The sequence below is a fragment of the Microbispora oryzae genome (assembly GCF_017896165.1).
In the GTDB taxonomy this organism is placed as follows: domain Bacteria; phylum Actinomycetota; class Actinomycetes; order Streptosporangiales; family Streptosporangiaceae; genus Microbispora; species Microbispora oryzae.
The window spans coordinates 530,116-549,687 of record NZ_JAFCNB010000002.1; the positions used below are offsets into that span (position 1 = coordinate 530,116).

At 73.5% G+C, this 19,572-nt stretch carries 15 protein-coding genes and 1 pseudogene; 4 read left to right on the plus strand and 12 right to left on the minus strand.

Features of this window, described 5'->3' with window-relative positions:
* Window positions 1–41: 41 nt before the first annotated feature.
* A complete protein-coding gene (locus tag JOL79_RS05915) occupies window positions 42–1,196 on the minus strand; it encodes a cysteine desulfurase family protein (RefSeq protein WP_210154608.1) in 1,155 nt (384 codons plus the stop codon).
* A gap of 107 nt (window positions 1,197–1,303) precedes the next feature.
* On the opposite strand from JOL79_RS05915, the gene JOL79_RS05920 reads away from it, so the two are divergent.
* Both JOL79_RS05920 and JOL79_RS05925 read left to right on the plus strand, forming a co-directional pair.
* On the plus strand, window positions 1,304–1,795 hold the full coding sequence (locus JOL79_RS05920; RefSeq protein ID WP_210154609.1) for a TetR/AcrR family transcriptional regulator: 492 nt from the start codon (window positions 1,304–1,306) through the stop codon (window positions 1,793–1,795).
* Window positions 1,796–2,155: 360 nt separating this feature from the next.
* Window positions 2,156–3,241, plus strand: a pseudogene (locus JOL79_RS05925) (MFS transporter); the annotation flags it as partial.
* Window positions 3,242–3,340: 99 nt separating this feature from the next.
* On the opposite strand, the gene JOL79_RS05930 reads toward JOL79_RS05925, so the two are convergent.
* The 3 genes from JOL79_RS05930 to JOL79_RS05940 form a co-directional block, all read right to left on the minus strand.
* The gene (locus JOL79_RS05930; protein WP_210154610.1) at window positions 3,341–4,294 is read right to left on the minus strand and encodes an electron transfer flavoprotein subunit alpha/FixB family protein; all 954 of its coding nucleotides are present in this window, start codon (window positions 4,292–4,294) and stop codon (window positions 3,341–3,343) included.
* 10 nt (window positions 4,295–4,304) lie between these two features.
* On the minus strand, window positions 4,305–5,084 hold the full coding sequence (locus JOL79_RS05935) for an electron transfer flavoprotein subunit beta/FixA family protein (RefSeq protein WP_210154611.1): 780 nt from the start codon (window positions 5,082–5,084) through the stop codon (window positions 4,305–4,307).
* A gap of 286 nt (window positions 5,085–5,370) precedes the next feature.
* The gene (locus tag JOL79_RS05940) at window positions 5,371–6,819 is read right to left on the minus strand and encodes a hypothetical protein (protein ID WP_210154612.1); all 1,449 of its coding nucleotides are present in this window, start codon (window positions 6,817–6,819) and stop codon (window positions 5,371–5,373) included.
* Window positions 6,820–6,970: 151 nt separating this feature from the next.
* On the opposite strand from JOL79_RS05940, the gene JOL79_RS05945 reads away from it, so the two are divergent.
* Together JOL79_RS05945 and JOL79_RS05950 are read left to right on the plus strand one after the other, a co-directional pair.
* Window positions 6,971–7,627, plus strand: a complete 657-nt coding sequence (locus JOL79_RS05945; RefSeq protein WP_210154613.1) for a response regulator transcription factor — start codon at window positions 6,971–6,973, stop codon at window positions 7,625–7,627.
* Window positions 7,624–8,778 carry a sensor histidine kinase gene (locus JOL79_RS05950; protein ID WP_210154614.1) on the plus strand — a complete coding sequence of 385 codons (1,155 nt, stop codon included), beginning with the start codon at window positions 7,624–7,626 and terminating at the stop codon, window positions 8,776–8,778. Before JOL79_RS05945 ends, JOL79_RS05950 begins: the two co-directional genes overlap by 4 nt.
* A gap of 26 nt (window positions 8,779–8,804) precedes the next feature.
* Here JOL79_RS05950 and JOL79_RS05955 read toward each other — a convergent pair whose 3' ends face one another.
* The 8 genes from JOL79_RS05955 to JOL79_RS05990 all read right to left on the minus strand — a co-directional run bounded on the left by JOL79_RS05955 (window position 8,805) and on the right by JOL79_RS05990 (window position 19,518).
* Entirely contained in the window at window positions 8,805–11,174 is a 2,370-nt protein-coding gene (locus JOL79_RS05955) for a thiamine pyrophosphate-binding protein (protein WP_210154615.1), read from the minus strand.
* A gap of 155 nt (window positions 11,175–11,329) precedes the next feature.
* A complete protein-coding gene (locus tag JOL79_RS05960; RefSeq protein WP_210154616.1) occupies window positions 11,330–12,661 on the minus strand; it encodes a serine/threonine-protein kinase in 1,332 nt (443 codons plus the stop codon).
* Window positions 12,662–12,697: 36 nt separating this feature from the next.
* The gene (locus JOL79_RS05965) at window positions 12,698–14,677 is read right to left on the minus strand and encodes a serine/threonine-protein kinase (RefSeq protein ID WP_210154617.1); all 1,980 of its coding nucleotides are present in this window, start codon (window positions 14,675–14,677) and stop codon (window positions 12,698–12,700) included.
* Between the two features lie 11 nt (window positions 14,678–14,688).
* A complete protein-coding gene (locus tag JOL79_RS33790) occupies window positions 14,689–16,824 on the minus strand; it encodes a serine/threonine-protein kinase (protein ID WP_230984246.1) in 2,136 nt (711 codons plus the stop codon).
* A 106-nt stretch (window positions 16,825–16,930) separates the two neighbouring features.
* Complete coding sequence (locus JOL79_RS05975; protein WP_210154618.1) at window positions 16,931–17,470, minus strand: YbaK/EbsC family protein; 540 nt, start codon at window positions 17,468–17,470, stop codon at window positions 16,931–16,933.
* 63 nt (window positions 17,471–17,533) lie between these two features.
* On the minus strand, window positions 17,534–18,376 hold the full coding sequence (locus JOL79_RS05980; RefSeq protein ID WP_210154619.1) for a M55 family metallopeptidase: 843 nt from the start codon (window positions 18,374–18,376) through the stop codon (window positions 17,534–17,536).
* 58 nt (window positions 18,377–18,434) lie between these two features.
* Entirely contained in the window at window positions 18,435–18,668 is a 234-nt protein-coding gene (locus tag JOL79_RS05985; protein WP_210154620.1) for a hypothetical protein, read from the minus strand.
* Window positions 18,669–18,744: 76 nt separating this feature from the next.
* Window positions 18,745–19,518: an enoyl-CoA hydratase/isomerase family protein gene (locus JOL79_RS05990; protein WP_210154621.1), complete on the minus strand. Its 774-nt coding sequence runs from the start codon at window positions 19,516–19,518 to the stop codon at window positions 18,745–18,747.
* Window positions 19,519–19,572: the final 54 nt, after the last annotated feature.

Consider the following 19,572-nt stretch of genomic DNA (forward strand, 5'->3'; position numbering starts at 1 on the left):
CTGAGCCGGGCTCGACCGGAGCCGACCGGCCGGCGCCCGGCTCAGCCGAGCCCGGCCCTGCGGGCGCGCTCGACGACGACTGCGATGACCTCGGCCACCCGGTCCACGTCGGCCTCGGTGGAGGTGTGGCCGAGCGAGAAGCGCAGCGATCCACGGGCGCGGGAGACGTCCTGCCCCATCGCCAGCAGGACGTGTGAGGGCTGCGCCACGCCCGCCGAGCAGGCCGACCCGGTGGAGCACTCCACTCCCTTGGCGTCGAGCAGCATCAGCAGGGCGTCGCCCTCGCAGCCGGGGAACGAGAAGTGGGCGTTCCCCGGCAGCCGCAGGACCGGGTCGCCGTTCAGGATGACGTCGGGCACGGCCTGCCGCACCCGGTGGATCAGGTCGTCGCGCAGCGCCGCGAGCCGCTCCGCGGTCTCCGCCCGGCGCCGTACGGCGGCCTCCACGGCGGCCGCGAAGGCGGCGATGGCGGGCGCGGCCAGCGTCCCCGACCTGATGTCGCGCTCCTGGCCGCCGCCGTGGAGCACGGGCACCGGATCGACCCCGCGTGCCAGCAGCAGGGCGCCCACGCCGATCGGCCCGCCCAGCTTGTGCCCGGAGACGGTCATGGCGTCGACGCCCGACTCGGCGAACGAGACCGGGAGCTGGCCGACGGCCTGCACGGCGTCGGTGTGGAACGGGATCCCGTGCTCGTGGGCCACCTCGGCCAGCTCGGCGATCGGCTGCACGGTCCCGACCTCGTTGTTCGCCCACATGACGCTGACGAGGGCGACGTTCTCCGGGTCGCGGGCGATCGCGGCGCGCAGCGTCTCCGGGTGGACGCGGCCCTGGCCGTCGACGTCCAGCAGCTCGACGTCGGCGCCGTGGTGGTCGCCCAGCCACCTGGCCGGGTCGAGCACGGCGTGGTGCTCGACCGCCCCGATCAGGACGCGGGGCCGCCGCCTGGCCCAGAACAGTCCCTTGATCGCCAGGTTGTCGGCCTCGGTGCCGCCGGCGGTGAACACGACCTCGCTCGGCCGCGCGCCCAGCGCGCCCGCGACGGTCTCACGCGACTCCTCCACGACCCGGCGCGCCCGGCGGCCGGCCGCGTGCAGCGAGGACGGATTGCCGACCTCCGCGAGCTGCGCGGTCATCGCCTCGATGGCCTCCGGAAGCATCGGCGTGGTCGCCGCATGATCCAGATAGGCAGTTCCCACGGCACCTCCAAGACGCACCCTCAGCCCACCAAGCGTATCCGGATGTCCGATCCCGGCCAGCCCCCTTTCGTTTGCCACTTAACCGTCCAGCCGGTACAGTAACCGTCATGAGGAGGGACGAACTGCTGGACGCGGCCGAATGCCTGCTGCAGGAGCAGGGTTCCCACGCTCTGACGCTGTCGGCCGTCGCGGAGCGCGCCGGAGTCAGCAAGGGCGGCCTCCTCTACCACTTCGCCAGCAAGGACGCGCTGGTCAAGGGCATGGTCGAGCGCCTGATCGCGGAGTTCGACGCCCTCATCGAGTCCCAGCGGGAGACGACCTTCACCCGGGCCTACCTCGCCGCCACGTTCGAGGCCGTGGAGAGCGGCCGGCTGCGGCGCTGGGCGGTGGTGACCGGCGCGGCCGGTGACCCGGAGCTGCTGGCCCCCCTGCGTGAGGCACTGGCGCGCTGGCACCGGGAGGGACTGCGGGACGAGCCCGACCCCCCTACGTCACAGGTCGTCCGGCTGGCCTGTGAGGGGGTCTGGGAGGTCGCCACCCAGTGTCCCGCGGCGGTCGACTACGCCACCGTCCACCGCCGGCTGCTCGAACTGCTCTGACGCCGCTCTGACGCCGCTCTGCCACGCCACCACCACGCCACCACTCTGACGCCGCTCTGGCACCGGCCCCCAGGCCGTTCCGCCACCGCTCCGGCGCCGCCTTGACGCGGCTCTGATGCCGCCCCGACGGCCCTGCGGCCGCGGCCCCCTTCTCTTACCCCCCCGCACATGGCGGTCGCCCTTCCGGCGCAAGGCCGTAAGGGCGACCTGATGAGGTGTGCCCGCTCCCCCGGGCCCGGAAACCCCTTCTCACGATCTCGAAAGGCAGCTGTGATGACCCGCGCCCTGAGGACCGCCCGTTATGGGACGATCCTCACTTTTGCCCTGGCCGGTTTGCTGTGTGGAACGTTCACGGTGCGCATGCCCGCGCTGTCGGCACGGCTCGGGTTATCCGAATCGTCGGTCGGGCTCGTCCTGCTGGCGTGGGGGGTCGGCGCGCTGCTGACCATGCAGTCCATGCGGGTCGTCATGGCGAGGGTGGGCAGCCGGGCCGTCCTGGGTGTCGCCACGCCGCTCAGCGCGGCGACGCTGGCGCTCGTGGCCGTCGCGCCGTCGTTCCCGCCGCTGCTGGCCGCCGCCGCGCTGTTCGGCGCGGTCTTCGGCGCGGTGGACGTCGCCGTCAACGCGCAGGGCGCCACGGTCGAGCGGGCGTTCGGCCGGTCCATCATGAGCGGCATGCACGCGGGATGGTGCGTCGGCGCGATCTCCGCCGGCCTGCTCGGCACGGCGGCCATCGCGGCGGGGCTGTCCTTCACGACCCACCTGCTGCTGGTCGCCGCGGTGTCGCTGCCCGCCTCGTTCGCCCTGAGCCGGACCTACCTGCCCGGCTCCGCCGCCGCCTCCCGCCCGGAGGGCGGGTCTCGGCGCGACAGGCTGCCCCGGGTGGTCTACCTGCTCGGCGTCGTCACCTTCGCCGCGTTCATGGTCGAGGGCGTCGTCGCCGACTGGAACGGCCTCTACCTGCTCGGCACGCTCGGCGCCCCCGAGGCGCTGGCGGCGCTCGGCTATCCGGTCTTCGAGGGCGGGATGCTGGTCGCCCGCCTGTGCGGCGACCGGCTGCGCGACCGGTACGGCGCCCGCGCGCTGGTCGGGTTCTCCGGGGCCGCGACCGCGGCCGCCTTCCTCGGGATGATCGCGGCGCCGTCCGCGGCCTCCGCCGTGGCCGTCATGTTCCTCATCGGGCTGTCGGTCGCCACGATCTCGCCGATGACGCTCTCCCTGGCCGGTACGGCGACCCGCGATCCGGGCCCGGCGATCGCCCAGACGGGGGCGATGGGCTACGCGGGCCTGCTGCTCGGCCCGGTGGTCATGGGCTTTCTGTCCGCGGCGACGTCCCTGCGGGCCGCCATGCTGACCGCGGTGGTGCTTGGCGTGCTCATCGCGCTGCTGGCCCGCCTCCTGCCGGCTCCCGGGCCGGTGTCCCGTGCCACTGGTCACGCCGGCGAAAGCCGGGGACACGGCGCAGGCCGGAGCCGAGGGCGCGAGGGGCGGCGCGACGGGCGGCGCCGCGCCCCGGTGGGGACGCGGCGCCTGCGGCGACCGGCGCTACCCGCGCTTGCGGATCTCCTCGGTGAGCCGCGGCACGACCTGGTGGAGGTCGCCCACCACGCCGAAGTCGGCGATCTCGAAGAGCGGCGCCTCGGCGTCCTTGTTGATCACGACGATCGTCTTGGACGTCTGCATGCCGGCGCGGTGCTGGATCGCCCCCGAGATGCCGGCCGCGATGTAGAGCTGCGGCGAGACCGTCTTGCCGGTCTGGCCGACCTGGAACTGGTGGGGATACCACCCGGCGTCGGTGGCCGCCCGGGACGCGCCGACGGCCGCGCCCAGCGAGTCGGCGAGCTCCTCGATGATGGCGAAGTTGTCGGCGGAACCGACGCCGCGGCCACCGGAGACGACGATCGCGGCCTCGGTCAGCTCGGGGCGGCCGCCCTTCTCCTGGGTGACCCGCTCGACGACGCGCGCGGCGCGGGCGGAGTCCGACAGGACCAGCGCCACCTTCTCCTCGGTGCCCGCGGCGGGCGCCGCGACCGGCGGTGTGGCGTTCGGGCGGACCGCGATGATCGGGGTGCCCCTGGTCACGCGGCTGCGCACGTTGACCCCGCCGCCGAAGATGGACAGATCGGCGACGAAGCCGTCACCGACGCCGACGGCGTCGGTGATCACGCCGGAGTCGGTCTTGACGGCAAGCCGGCCGGCGATCTCCTTGCCCTCGCCGGTCGCGGCGACGAGCACACCGGCGGGCGACCTGTCGGCGACGAGCCGCGCCAGCAGCTCGGCCCTGGGCGCCACGACGTACTGGGCGATCTCCTCGGCGTCCGCGACGTAGATCTTCTCCGCGCCGAACTCGGCGAGCCGGGCCCGGGCCGCGTCGGAGTAGCCGGGGCCCGCCCACACGGCCGACGGCGCACCCAGCGACCGGGCCAGCGTCAGCAGTTCGAGGGTGACCTTCTTGATCTCACCCTCGACGTGGTCGACGAGAACCAGAACCTCACTCATCCCAAGCCCCTCACACGAACTTCTTCGACGCGAGGAACTCGGCGACCTTGGCGCCGCCGTCGCCCTCGTCCTTGATGACGGTGCCGGCGGCGCGCGGGGGCGCCGGGGCGAAGTCGACGACCTCGCTCCACGCGTTGGCGAGGCCCACCTGGTCGAGAGCGATCTCGGCATCGGCGGCGGCCAGCGTCTCGACCGGCTTCTTCTTGGCGGCCATGATGCCCTTGAACGACGGGTAGCGCGGCTCGTTGATCTTCTCGACCACGGACACGACGGCGGGCAGGGTCGCCTCCACGCGGTCGTGCCCGTAGTCGGTCACCCGCTCGACGGTGACGACCGTCTTGTCGATCTCCACCTTGCTCGCCAGCGTGAGCTGGGCTGCGCCCAGCCGCTCGGCCAGCATCGCGGCGAGCACGCCGGTGCGGGCGTCGGTCGACTCCGAGCCGAGGATGACCAGGTCAAAGCCGATCTTCTTCAGCGTCTGGGCGATCGCGTAGGAGGTGGACAGCGCGTCGGAGCCGTGCAGCGCGTCGTCGTGGAGGTGGACGGCCTTGTCCGCGCCCATGGCCAGGGCCTTGCGGATCGTCTCGGTCGCCTTCGCGGGGCCCATGCTGAGGACGGTGACCTCACCCCCGTGGGCCTCCTTGAGCCGCAGCGCCTCCTCGACCGCGTACTCGTCGAGCTCGTTCACGACGCCGTCGGCGGCGTCGCGGTCGAGCGTCTTGTCATCGGACCTCAGCTTGCGCTCGGTCGCCGTGTCGGGGACCTGCTTCACGCAGACGACGATGTTCATGGCCGGTGGCCGACCTCCCCTTTCCGTACGGCTGACGCCGCGGTTCTGCGGACGTGGCGTGGGGTACGCCCACGTGCTGGACACTGCCGGGGATCCCGCGGAACGGGACGGCAGCGGGCCGGATCGTTCCCGTCCACCCGCACGCCATGTTACCCATGAGTAGCTTGACCGCAAACCCCCACGTCCCGGACGCCTGGGTGAGCGGCGCGGCGGACCTTCCCTACCCGCACGCGTTCCTCACAATACCGAGCTTTGTTCCGGCCGCCCGGTCAGGCTCACGACGCGGTCAGAGCCGAGGGGAAGCCGGGCGGCGAAGGGACGGCACGCGGGCCCGCCGCAGCAGGCGGCACAGACCGGCCGCGCCCAGCGCCGCCGCCAGACATGCCGCCGGCACGGCGGGCAGCACGTATCGGTGATCGAAGTCCAGCGCCGCGATGGGACCGAGGAACAGGCACATGGCCGTCGCCCAGGGCAGCATGGCCCGGCGCGGCCGTAGGACGGCACCGATGCCGCCGAGCAGCAGGGCCAGACCGAACAGCAGGCCGTGCAGGACCGACGGGTAACGGTAGGCGGCGAGCACACCGGCGTACGGCTCCACGGACGACAGCCCCCTGATCGCCGGGTCGTACTCGGCGCGCACCTTGGCGATCAGTGGGAACGCCGGCAGGACCCAGGACCCGCGAGGGAACGTCAAGGTGGGGACGACCCGCAGCGGGTGGCGGACGGGAGGCGAGGCGAAGGCCAGCGCGGCGTCGGCGGCGACGTCGCGGAGGTAGTCGAGCGGCTGCGCGGCGACGGCCCGCAGCGCGAAGGACCGGGCGAGGTCGTTGTGGGAGAGCTGGTCTCCCGGCAGCCTGTTGAGCGAAGCGCCCGGAGCCCACACGTACTCGGACGCGGCGTCCACGACGGTCCCGTTCGGGCAGAGCCTCGCCTCCTCGGGAGGCGGCTGGATGCGGGAGCAGTCCGCGAACGTCATGGTGCGCGCCCACAGGGCCACCCCGTCGGAGCCGCTCAGCGCGAAACGCCCGTGGTGGGCCCGGTACCAGCCCGCGTAAGCCGCCAGCGGCAGCGTCCCCGCCAGGAGCAGGGCGAGCACCGGGCGCCAGCCGGCGCGTATGACGATCACCCAGACCAGGGCGAGGCCGAGCAGCGGGGTCGCGGCGGTCCGCGTCAGCGCGGCCAGAGCCAGCAGCAGGCCCGCCGCGGCCGCCGCCTTCGCGGACGGCCTCCCCCGCCGCGCCAGGACCGCGAGAGCGGCCATGACGAGGAACGTGACCTGCGTCTCGGACAGCACGGCGTGCTCCAGCCGGACGAACGACGGGTCGAAGAGCACGGGAAGGGTGGCGGCCGTGGCGCCCCACGCCGGCAGCCCCGCGCGGCGCAGCAGCAGATAGACCGTCAGCCCGATGCCCAGGCCCATCACGTGCTGCACCGCGACGACGAGCTCGACGCTGTGGAACGGCGCGAGCAGGCGCAGGAAGAAGGGGTATCCGGCGGGGTGGAACGACCCGGACGGCTGGAGGTGGAGGGCCGTGTCGAGGTAGGTGAACGAGTCGTACCAGTAGAGCTGGGCGGTGTCGTAGCCGAGCATGACGAGCCCGCGCAGCACGGCCGCGAGGAGGGCGGCGAGGGCGAACAGGACGTGGCCGGTGCACAGCAGGCGGCGCGTGGCGGACGGCCGGGAGCCACGCGAACGCGCGGCCGGGGCCTGGACGCCGCCGGGTGAGGTGAGCATGCGGATCCCTGGGCCGGGGCGCCGGCGGGGCGCCGGCGCGGTCCGGAGCAGTCCACCCGTCGGCGGCTAACCCCTTCGTCACCGCAATCGGTTATGCGAGGGTTATGGCCTATCTGGAATCCTGACGCGATCTCACATCCGGGGAGGGACCGTGCGCGTACTGGTCGCCGAGGACGAGCGGATGCTCGCCGACTCCGTCGCCGAGGGCCTCCGTCAGGAGGCGTTCGCCGTCGACGTGGCGGGCGACGGCGAGGCGGCGCTGGAGCGGCTCGCGCTCCACGACTACGACGTGCTGGTGCTCGACCGGGACCTGCCCGGCGTGCACGGGGACGAGGTGTGCCGGGCGATGGTCGCCGGGGGGAGCGCCGTGCGGATCCTGATGCTCACCGCGGCGAGCGACGTGCGCTCCCGGGTGGAGGGTCTGTTCCTGGGCGCCGACGACTACCTGCCCAAGCCGTTCGCCTTCGAGGAACTGGTCGCCCGGGTGCACGCGCTCGGCCGGCGGACCCGGCCGGCCGACCCGCCGATGCTGGAGCGGGCCGGCATCCGCATGGACACGGCGCACCGTCAGGTGTTCCGGGACGGGCGGTACGTGCCCCTGTCGCGCAAGGAGTTCGGCGTGCTGGCCGAGCTGCTGCGGGCGGGCGGGGCGGTCGTCTCCGCCGAGACCCTGCTGGAGAAGGTGTGGGACGAGCACATCGACCCGTTCACCAACACGGTGCGCACGACGATGATGAAACTCCGCCGCAAGCTGGGCGATCCTCCGCCGATCGAGACCGTCACCGGAGTGGGGTACCGGATCTCGTGAAGATCAGCGTTCGGCTGCGCTTCGCCGTCGCCTGCGGCGTGGTGTTCCTCCTGACCGGGGGCCTGCTGCTCGCGGTCGTCGCCCTCATCGTCCGTCAGACTCTGGAACCCCGCAGCGGACTGCAGCAGCCCGGGTTCATCGGCGTCGGCGGCGGGCCGTACATGCCGTGGCAGCATGAGTACAAGGTGGCCCAGAACCGGGTCGCGCAGGTGAGGCGCGTCTACCAGGCCGACGCCGTGAAGAACGTGCTCACCGTGGGAGCGGCGGCTCTCGCCGGCGGGACCGTGGTCGCGGCCGGCTGCGGCTGGCGGGCCGCCCGATGGACCCTGCTCCCCCTGCGCCCAATGACCGCGAGCGCGCGGCGGATCGCCCAGACACACGACCTCACCGGACGCATCTCCTACGAGGGACGCGACGAGGAGGTGAGGGAGCTCGCCGACACCGTCGACGCCATCCTGGGCCGGCTCGCCCGGTCGTTCGACGGCCAGCGCCGGTTCATCGCCAACGCCTCCCACGAGTTGCGTACGCCGCTCACCATCAACCGCACGCTCGTCGACGTGGCCGTACGCCGGCCGGACGCGAGCGAGGACGTCAGGCGGCTCGGCGAGTCGCTGCTGGTGGTGAACACCAGGCACGAGCGGCTGATCGACGGGCTGCTCGCCCTGGCCGAGGGCGAGCAGGCCGTGCTCGACCCCCGCCCCTTCGACCTGTCCGACGTGGTCGAGCACGTGCTCGACCTGGCCGCGCAGGAGGCGGACGAGCAGCGGGTCACCGTGCACCGGCTGCTGGATCCGGCGCCGACGGCGGGAGAGCCGGTCCTGGTCGAGCGTCTGGTGCAGAACCTCGTCGAGAACGCCGTCCGGCACAACCAGGCCGACGGCCAGGTCTGGGTGTCCACCCGGCAGCGGGCCGACAGGGTGGAACTGGTCGTCGCCAACAGCGGGCTGCCCGTGCCGCCGTACGAGATCGAGACGATCTTCGAACCGTTCCGGCGGCTGCACGGTGACCGGCTGCGGTCGAACCGCGGCAGCGGCCTCGGCCTCTCGATCGTGCGGGTGGTGGCCGAGGCCCATGGGGGCGCCGTCGCCGCCACCCCTCGCGAGGAGGGCGGGCTCACCGTCACCGTGGAGCTGCCGCGGGAGGGCGCCTGAGCCGGCGCCCTCCCGGGCTCCGGTCCTCAGGCCAGCGACAGGGCCGCGAGGGCCGCGTTCACGATGTGGCCGGGGAGGATCTCGTGCGCCTCGTACAGCTCCCGCACGCTGCCCGACTCGCCGAACCGGTCGACGCCGAGCGGGACGCAGGGCACGCCCAGCGCGGAGCCGAGCCACGACATGGCGTGGGAGGCGGCGTCGTGGACGGTGACGATCGGGGCGCGGTCGCGGAAGGAGGCGCGCAGGCTGCCGGGCAGGGCCGGGACGCTCGCCGTGCGGACGCCCTCGGCGAGCGCGCCCCGCCACGCCGCGTAGAGACGGTCGAGCGAGGTGACGTCGACCACGTGGGCGGCGACGCCCTCCCCAGCGAGCTCGGCCGCGGCCTCGAGCACCTCGGGCAGCACGGCGCCGGACGCCGCCAGGTGGACGACCGGCGCGCCCTGCCGCCGCAGCTCCGGGTGCGCCTGGTGCGCGTCGACCAGCCGGTAGGCGCCCGCGAGCGCCTGGGCGCGCAGCACCGCGTCCCCGAGCCGTTCCCGCGCGGCCTGGAACGGGGCCTGGTCGATGGGGCGGGTGGTCAGGCGGAAGTAGTACGCGCCCTCACGGTCGGCCGCTCCCCCCGCGCCCGCCGCGATGCGCGACAGGGCGTCGCACAGCAGCCAGTCGAGGACGGCCCCGTAGGCGGGCTCGACCAGCGTGACCCCGGGCAGCTCCAGGCCCACCGACGGCGTGATCGTCGATTGGTGCGCACCGCCCTCCGGGGCGAGGGTGATCCCGGACGGGGTGCCCGCGACGACGAAGCGCGACCCGGAGTACGTCCCGTAGAGGAAGGCGTCCAGGCCCCGCAGGACGAAGGGGTCGTAGACCGTGCCGATCGGCAGCAGCGGCTGGCCGGACAGGTCCCACGCCAGGCCGAGCTGGCCCAGGAGCAGGAAGAGGTTCATCTCGGAGATGCCGAGCTCGATGTGCTGGCCCGAGGGGCTCTCGGCCCAGCGCAGCACCCGGTCCTCGTTCCACGAACGGCGGTCCTCCGGGGCGAACACCCCGGTCCGGTTGATGAAACCGGCCAGGTTGGTGGAGGTGGCGACGTCCGGCGCGGTGGTGACGAGGTACGGCGCGACCTGCGGGTCGCGGCTCAGCTCCACGAGGACCCGGCCGAAGATCTCCTGGGTGGAGACGGGCTTGGCCGTGCGGACGCCCGTGGCCTCGGGCACGGTGATCGGCAGTGTCCTGCTGCGGGCCGGGCGGGCGAGGGCGTCGCGGCGGGCGGCCGCCCAGGTGCCCGCCTCGGTGGCCGGATCGAGCCGGTCCCACTCGGTGTCGAGGTCGAGGCCCATCGCCCCGCGGAGGCCGTCCACCTGCTCGGCGGTGAGCAGGGCGGAGTGGTTGCGGGGGTTGCCCGCGACCGGCAGCCCCCAGCCCTTGACCGTGTAGGCGAAGACCACGCTCGGACGGTCGGTCACCGCGTCGCACTGGGCGTAGGCGTCGAGCATGGCGGACAGGTCGTGGCCGCCGAGGTCGGTCACGAGCGGGGCCAGGTCGTCGTCGGACACCTCGGCGACGAACGCCTCCACCTCCGCCGGCGCGCCGTCCAGGAACCGCTTGCGCAGGTCGGCGCCGGACAGGCCGAACAGCGACTGGTACTGCTCGTTGGGCATGGCGTCGATCCAGGCCCGCAGATGATCGCCGCCCGGGCGCGCGTACGCCTCCTCGAGCCGCCGGCCGTACTTGACCTCGACGACGTGCCATCCGGCCGCCGTGAACTGACCGCGCCACTGGTCGATCCGCACGCCGGGGACGACGCGGTCGAGCGACTGCCGGTTGAAGTCGACGATCCACATGACGTTGCCCAGCCCGCTCGTGGCCGGGTCGGCGACCGCCTCCCAGATGTTGCCCTCGTCCAGCTCGGCGTCGCCGAGGATGGCCACGAAGCGCGAGCCGGGCCGGGCGCCGAAGTGGGCGTCGACGTAGCGCCGGGTCACCGCCGCGAACAGCAGGGCCGCCGCGCCGAGCCCGACCGATCCGGTCGAGAAGTCGACCTCGTCCGGGTCCTTCGTGCGGGAAGGGTATGACTGGAGGCCGCCGCGGGCCCGCAGCCGGGTGAGATACGAGCGGTCCAGGTCGCCGAGGAGGTACTTGATCGCGTGGAAGACGGGCGAGGCGTGCGGCTTGACCGCGACCCGGTCCTCCGCGCGCAGGTGCGCGAACCACAGCGCGGTCATCGCGGTCACCAGCGACGCGCTGGACGCCTGGTGCCCCCCGACCTTGACCCCGTCGCCGGTGTCCCGGTCGTGGTTGGCAGCGTCGACGATCCGCGTCGCGAGCCACAACACCCGCCGCTGGATCTCGTCGAGGACGTCCAGGTGGACGCCCGCGGCCTGGCCGCGTTCCGTCATGGGGATCTCCCGTTCGCGCGTTCAGCCAGGGAGAGAGGGTGTTCTCCCATTTGCCATGTTTTCAGGTGTATTGAGCACTTTACTCACTGGCACTCCGCCGGCTTCCCACCCGGCCGATCTCGACGCCGGCGGCCCGGGCGCCCCCCGGGGAGGCGTCAGCTCGCGAAGACGAGCATGAGCAGGATGATCACCACGGTGCCGACGGCGAGCAGGAGCGTTCCCGTGCTGAACAGGCTGCTGAGCAGGGCCCACACGGCGACCGCGCCGACGCCGCCGGCCGCGTCGAGGGCGGGTCTCTCCCGGGATCTCGCCGCCAGCCCGAACCCGGCGTCGACGAGGAGCCCGATGCCGTACAGGACGAGCAGCAGGAGCGACACCTCGGGCAGGTTGTCGCGGGCGGCCGCGGCGAAAAGGCCGACGACGACGGCCGACCCGGCGACCCACCGCCGGTGGAGTTTCCGCCGGTGCCGCGCCCGCAGGTCGTCCACCGACCTCCTGGGGTCGCCCGGCCGCCATGCGCGGGTGACCGCTTCGTCACCCGCATCCGCACCTGGATGGCCGCCCTGATGGCCGCCCGCCGGGGTGACCGCAGGGGCGGCCCCTGAAGTAGTCCCCGCAGCGGACCCTGAGGCGGCCTCCGAGGTGACGGCGGCCGCCCACGGCCGGTCGGCGTCGCGCCGGCCCGGCCGATCCCCGGGCGGCCGGGTGAGGTCGAGGCGGTTGATCAGGTCCGTCGCGGACGGCCGGAGCGCCGGATCGGAGCGCAGGCACTCGGCGAGCAGTGGGGCGAGCCAGGACGGCGTGCCGGACAGGTCGGGCTCCCGGTGGACGACGCGGAAGGCGACGGCCGTCGCGGGGCCCGTGCCGTACGGCTGTCTGCCCGAGGCGGCGAACGCCACAGTGGCCGCCCAGGCGAAGACGTCGGCCGCCGGCCCGGCGTCGCGCCCCTCCAGCACCTCGGGCGCCAGATAGCCGGGCGTCCCGACGACCGCGCCCGAGGCGGTGACCGACGCGGACTCCAGCGCGCACGCGATGCCGAAGTCGATGACGTACGGCTCGCCGTCGGAGACGATCACGTTCGCCGGCTTGAGGTCGCGATGCACCACACCGGCCGCGTGGATCGACTCCAGCGCCTCGGCCAGGCCCCGGGCCAGGCGGACCAGGTCGTCGCCCGCGAGCGGCCCGTCGGCGGACAGGACGGCGTTCAACGGCCGTCCCTGGACGTACCGGGTCACGATGTACGGCCGCTCCCCCGTGAGCGACGCGTCGAGCACCTCGGCCACGTGACGCCCGCGCACCAGGCGCATGGTCTCGACCTCGCGGGCCAGCCGGGCGATCGCGACGGCGTCGGCCGCCACGTGGGGGTGGAGCACCTTGACGGCGACGGTGCGGCCGCCGGGGTCGAGCGCCAGATACACCGCGCCGAAGCCGCCGGCGCCGAGGGAGGAGAGCAGGCGGTAGGAACCCAGGTGCTCCGGCGGACCCATCCGCTCCTCCTCGCGTCGTCGCCGTCGGCGGCCCGATCAGGTCCAGAAGGTCAGAAAGCCCAGACCGATCCTGTCCATGATGTCGCCCACGACGCCGCCCACGAGGTTCATGACGGTGTCCTGACCCTTGTGTCGCAGGTCGGTGACGATGTGGTTGACGGCCACGTGCGGCGGGTCCCACGGCGTCCACGACGCGCCGGCCGAAAGCGCGGTCATCACCGCGAACAGAGCCACCGTCGCGACCGCGATCGTCACGATCATGCCGGCGCCGGGACTGCGGATCGCCGAGCTGAGCGCCCGCGCCACGGCCTTGCGCGGCGCGCCGCCGCCCGGCAGCACGAACAGGCCGCCCGCGAACGCGCCCGCGGCGTACGCGGCGGCGGGGTCGGTCGGTAACTTGCCCACGTAGACGAGGCCGCCCCACACGCACATCCCGAACATCGCCGCGAGCGGCACCTGCAGCACGGTCGCGAGGACCGCCTTGATCAAGGCCCAAGGCGTGCCGAGAACGGCGAGGATCGGGTCGGCGCCGCTGCTGCCCCGGACCGACCTGCGCTCGGAGAGGTCGGCCAGCAGGTAGTGGCCCACCCGCAGGCACAGCGCCGCCACCACGGCGAACAGCCCGACGATCACGGGGAGCAGGCACGCCAGCGCCACCAGCGTGATGAGGAGCAGGGCCCCGAGCACGGGGTGCCGGGTGCGGTAGCGCGGCCGGTCGGCCTCGTGGGGCCGGGCCGCGTACGGGTCGCCCTCCACCGGCGGCGCGTCGGGCCGGGCCATGATGTGGGGTGGGGTGGCGGCCTGAGGCGCGGGGTAGCCGGCGACCCGCTGATCGGGATGGGGCGGGCCTAACCCCGTCTGGTACGGCGGCGGAGGGGCGTATCCGGCCGCGCCGTACCCCGCCTCGCCGTACGCGGGGGCGGACGGATGGGCGGGCGGCGGGGCGGACACCGGCCGCCGCGACCGGGGCGCGCGGGGCTCCCGCCGGGGGCGCTCCGGCTCGACGTAGTTCACCGGAGGGAGCAGGTCGGCGTAGCCGTTGTGGTCGGCGGGCAGCACGGAGGTGCCGTCGCGGCTGACGCCCGCCGGGGCGGCGGCGTCGTCCAGGACCCGGGTCTCCCCGTGGCCCGACGTCCCGTTGCGGGATCCGTTCACGGAGGACGCGTCGAGGACCCGGGTGCCGCCGTCCTGCGGGCTCTCCCGCAGCGTGGTCACGGACGGGTCGAGCGCCCGCGCCAGTTTGAGCAGCGAGGCGGCGGTGGGCCGGGCCGCCGCGTCGGAGGCGAGCGCGAGCCCCAGCCACCCCCGCAGCCACAGCGGCGCCACGTCGATCCGCGCCTTGCCTTCGAGGATGTTGTAACAGACCGATTCGAACGTGCCCGAGCCGAACGGCGGCTGGCCGGTGGCCGCGAAGAACACCGTGGCCGCCAGCGCGTGCACGTCGGCGGCCTGGGTGATCTCGGTGTCCCTGATGATCTCGGGGGCCAGGTAGCCGGGGGTGCCGACGAACATGCCGGTCTGGGTGAGCCGCGTGGCGTTCACCAGGTGGGCGATGCCGAAGTCGATGACGAGCGGCTCGCCGCCGACGAGCATCACGTTGGCGGGCTTGAGATCGCGATGCACCACGTCGGCGGCGTGGATCGCCACCAGCGCCTCGCACAGCCCCCGGGCCAGGCGGATCACGTCGTGCGGGCCCAGCGGCCCGTCATCGAGGACGGTCTGTTCCAGCGTCCGGCCCGGCGCGTACCTGGTCACGATGTACGGCGCCGCGCTCGTCAGGTCGGCGTCGAGGACCTCGGCGACCCGCGTGCTGCGGACCCGCCGCATGGTCTCGACCTCGCGGGTGAGCCGGTCGCGCGCCTTGAGGTCGGTGGCCACGTGGGGGTGGAGGATCTTGACGGCCACCTCCCGCCCCTCGCCGTCGAGGCCGAGGTGGACGACACCCATGCCGCCCTCCCCCAGCCGCCGGAGCAACCGGTAGGGGCCGATCCTCTCCGGAGCCTCGGTAGCCGACATGTCGTCCCCCGTCACTGAGTTCCCGCCTGGACTCGCAAATCACTCAGGCGTTGCACAACAGACAGAACGTCGATGGGGCCCCAGAAGTGCCCTGCTGTCTGTCTACCCACGACGCTACCCAAAGCGATGGCGGCGACGAGCACGGCGAGGGCGCCGACCGCCACGGCGGCGGTCTGGGCGGCGCTGCCGGGGAGCAGCGACGCCAGCGTCCGGCGCGCCTGCCGGCTCGGCCCCTCCACTCCGGGGCCCGCGCAGATCGTCCACAGCGCGACCGCGATTCCCCAGCTCAACGCGGCGAGCGGGGGCATCGACGCCACCAGGACGGTCAGCAGCAGCGTCACCGGAAGGCCGAGCACCAGCGCGTACGGCACGAGCGCGATCGTGACGGCGATCGACTTCACAATGGCGTCAGGGCGGCCGAGCACGCGGATCACGTCGCCCGCGGCCACCGCCGCCGGACGGCGGGGAGCGAGGTAGGGCTGCGCGATGTCGGCGGCCCGCAGCAGCACGACCGCCGGGATCGCGACCACGCAGACCAGCAGGGGCGCGATCACCGTCAGGCAGGTCATCACGACGAGCAGCAGCACGCTGATCAGGCCGTACGTCTTGGGACGCTGCAGCGCGCCCGCCGGGAGCGGCGACTGGGCCGTCGGCGGGGGCACCCGCACCGTCGGCATGAACGGCGACGGGGGTGCCTGGTGCACATGCGGCGTCTTCTCGTAGATCTCCGAACCCTGCTCGAAGAACGCCTGGGGCACGGCCTGGCGGAGCTCCTCGGGCGACACCCGGCGGGTCGGCACGTCGCCCTCCGGCCGTGGCATGGGGGCCGGCCAGTGGGAACCGGACCCACCGGGCGGGGCCTGCCCCGGAAGAGGAGAGTGCGGCGATTGCTGCGGTAACTGCTGCGGCGACGACTGGGCCGACTGCGGTGGCGCCATCCACGTGGGGATGTCGCCCTCCGCGGGTCCCTGCGCCGGTCCCTGCGCCGGTGCGGCGGACCCGAGCCCGGCCCGGCGCAGGTCCTCTCCGGTGACGCGCACGGTCGGGAACGGGTCGCCCTGCTGGCCGGGCGCCGGGCCGTCCCCGAGCAGGGAGACGTACTCCTCCGCGGACGGCCGCGACCCGGGGACGGGGGGCGGCGCCACGGGGGCGACCGGCGGCGTGACGAGGGGCGTCGACGGCGTCGCGGGCACCACAGGAGTCGCCGGGCCCGGCACGGGCGGGGCCCCGTACGAGGTCCCGGCCTGTGTGACGGGCGGGGTCCCGGGCTGTGTCGCCGGCCGGGCCGACCCGCCCGACGGGTCGTCGACGTTGGGGACCGTGGTGATCTCGTCGGGCACCCGCGGCCGCCGGTGCCCCGGCATGAGCTGCCCGACCATGCGGACGAGGTCGGCCGCCGTCGGCCGGCGGACCGGGTCGCGGTGGAACGCGGCCCGCAGCACGGGCCGGAGGGGCTCGGGCGCGCCCTCGATGTTGGCCCGGCCGGAGGTGATGTTGTAGAAGATCATCTCCAGCGTGCCCTTGCCGAACGGCGGCAGGCCCGTGGCGGCGTACAGGAGCGTCCCGGCCCAGGCGTGCACGTCGACGGCGGGGCCGGCCTCATGGCCCTCGATGATCTCGGGGGCGAGGTAGCCGGGCGTCCCGATGAACATGCCCGTCTGGGTCAGCCGGGTGGCGTCGACCGCCTGGGCGATGCCGAAGTCGATGAGCACGGGCTGCCCGTCCAGCATGAGGACGTTGCCCGGCTTGAGGTCGCGGTGGATCACCCCGGTCGCGTGGACGGCGGCCAGCGCCTCGGCGACGCCGCGGGCCACCTTGAGCTGGGCGTCGAGCGGCAGCGGGCCGTCCTGCTTGACGATCTCGTCGAGCGACCGCCCGGGGACGTAGCGCGTGACGATGTAGGGACGCCGGCCGGTGACGTCGGCGTCGACGACCTCGGCGATGTGCGGGTTGCGGACCCGGCGCATCGTCTCGACCTCGCGCGACAGCCGCCTGCGGGCGACGTCGTCCCCGGTCACCTCGGACCGCAGGACCTTGACCGCCACCTGCCTGCCCTGGGGATCGAGAGCGAGGTGGACCACGCCCATGCCGCCCTCGCCGAGCCGCCTCAGCAGCCGGTAGGGGCCCAGTCGGTCGTCGTGATTCATCGCGTAAGCACCATACCGACTAAAACATCGCCCATGTCTGAACCCTCACGCCACATTCCTGCTCGGCTCAACGTCGGGGAACGATGCGAGGTTTCCCGCAAACAGGTCAAACGGTGAGGGCCAGGACCTGTCCGCCGGTGACGGCCACCAGGGCCTCGCCGGAAAGTGCCAGCTTGGAACGGCGGACGCCGCTGCCGATCACGATGAAGGGCCGCCTGGTCACATTTTCGTCAACCAGCACCGGCCAGTCCGCGGGAAGGCCGATCGGGGTGATGCCGCCATACTCCATGCCGGTCAGCTCCACGGCCTCCGCCTGGGAGGCGAAGGACGCCTTGCGGGCGTCCAGGTGGCGGCGGATCACGCCGTTGACGTCCGCCCGGTGCACGGCGAGGACCATGACGGCGGCGTAGCGCACCTCGCCGCCCCGCTTGGCGGCGACGATCACACAGTTCGCCGAGTCCTCCGGGGCCACGCCGTACCGCTCGCAGAAGGCGGCGGTGTCGGAGAGGGTGGGGTCGATGGCCGCGACGTCCACTTTCCGGCCGCCCTCCGGACCTCCCGTGAGGCCCCCCTTCAGGATCGCCTCGGCGACGGGGTCGGCGAGCAGGTCGGGGCGTCCGGCGGCGGGCTCCCAGTCGAGAGTCATCGGCCCTCCATCGCGAGGTCGGCGGGTGGGACCACCACCCTTGGGATCACCACCCTAAGGGAATCAGCCGTAGGCCCCGCTGCCGCAGGCCACCTGGCCGCCGATCATGGAGAAGATCCCGAACAGCGCCATGATCTCGTGGTAGTCGTCCGTGGCGAACTCGGTGTGTCTCGGTCCCGTCAGCCTGACCCCCGGCACCACGGCGCAGGCCGACGCGATGGCCGTGGAGCTCCACTCGACCCCCAGCGTGTACGGCGGCGGCACCACGTAGGGCCGCAGACCGGCCAGGCGGCCGAGGGCCCGCGTGGCACCCTGGCGGAGCCGCCGGTGGGCGACGCTCGGCGGCAGCAGCTCCGCGGAGAACCGGTCGATGCCCTTCTTGACCGCGACGGTCTCGACGTCGCCGAGCAGGTCTCGCGCCTCCTCGCAGACGGCCTCGTCGCCGGCCACGAGCGCGACGGGCACGCCGAGCGAGCCGGCGAACCCCGCGACCAGCCTGGTCTCGCCGCAGATCTCACCGTTGAGGTAGACGTTGTGGATCTCCCGCCCCATCCACGTGTGGTTGAGCACGCCGTCCCGCACGCCCGCCCGCGCGTGGTAGCCGCCGAAACAGGCCGCCGCGAAGTCGGCGGTCAGGCCCTGCCCCATGCGGTACGGCTTGCCCGGCCCCCGCACCAGCGTCGCCCGTGAGTCGAGCAGGTCGATCCGGAGGTTCTTGGTCGAGCCGTGGGCGTCGTTGACCAGCACCGCCCGCGCGCCCGCGTCGAACGCGCCCTCGACGATCGCGTTGGCGTCGGCCGTCATCAGCTCGCAGCCGCGCTCGTATCCCCGGCCGCCCGCGTGCATCTCCTCGGGGTCGGTCAGCCCCGTGACGCCCTCCATGTCCATCGACAGGTAGATCTTCATGCTGTCCCCCCGGTCGCCCGGCACACCCCTTCCCGGCCCCTCAGACCGATCGTGCCACTTACGCGCCCCGGCCCCATCCCCGCGACGCGCCCGTGGGGTCCGTCGTACGGCGCAGCCGGTCGAGCTCGTCGCGCAGCGCCACGACCTCGCGGCGGAGCATCTGGATCTCCCACAGGGTGTCCTTGATGTCCTGCCGGTGACCGGCCTTGCCGACATACCGGGCGTCGAGCCGGGACCACAGAGCCCGGCGGAACCGGTCCCGGGCCAGAAGACGGACGACGAAGCGCATCATGAACGGCCACGATAGCCGTAATGGACGAATCCACGACATTTCATGTCAGGACCCGCGACCACCGTTGACCAGGAGCTCAGCGCCCGGTGAACGTCGGGCGGCGCTTCTCGGCGAAGGCCGTCATGCCCTCCCGCGCGTCGTCGGTGGCGAACAGGCCGGCGAACTGCAGCCGCTCGATCTCCAGCCCCGTGTCGAGGTCGGTCTCCAGCCCCCGGTCCACGGCCTGCTTCGCCGCCCGGACGGCGGCGGCGGGGCCGCCGACGAAGGTGGCGGCGAGCTCAAGCGCCGCCGTGTAGACCTCCGGGTCGGGCACGACCTGGTCGGCCAGCCCGATCGCGAGCGCCTCGGCGGCCGTCACGTGCCGGCCCGTGAAGATCAGGTCCTTCGCCCGCGCCGGCCCCACGAGCCGGGGCAGGCGCTGCGTGCCGCCCGCCCCCGGGATGATCCCGAGCGTGATCTCCGGCTGCCCGAGCCGGGCGCTCTCGCCCGCGACCCGGAAGTCCGCGCACAGCGCCAGCTCGCAGCCGCCGCCGAGGGCGTACCCGGTGATCGCGGCGATGACCGGCTTGCCGATCCTGGCGACCGCGGTGAAGCAGTCCTGGAGAGTCCGGGAGTGGACGGCCATGTCGGCGTACGACATGCCGGCCATCTCCTTGATGTCGGCTCCGGCGGCGAACACCCGCTCGCCGCCGTACAGGATGACGGCGTGCACCTCCGCGTCGGCGTCCACCAGGGCCGCCGCCTCGGCGATCTCCAGCTGCACCTGGCGGCTGAGCGCGTTCATCTTCGGCCGGTCGAGCCGGATCGTCGCGATGTGGTCCGCGATCTCCACGCTGACGAATTCACCCATGACACCGTCGTCCTTCCCCTGGGCCGGTCGGTAACACCATAGGCGTGATCAAGG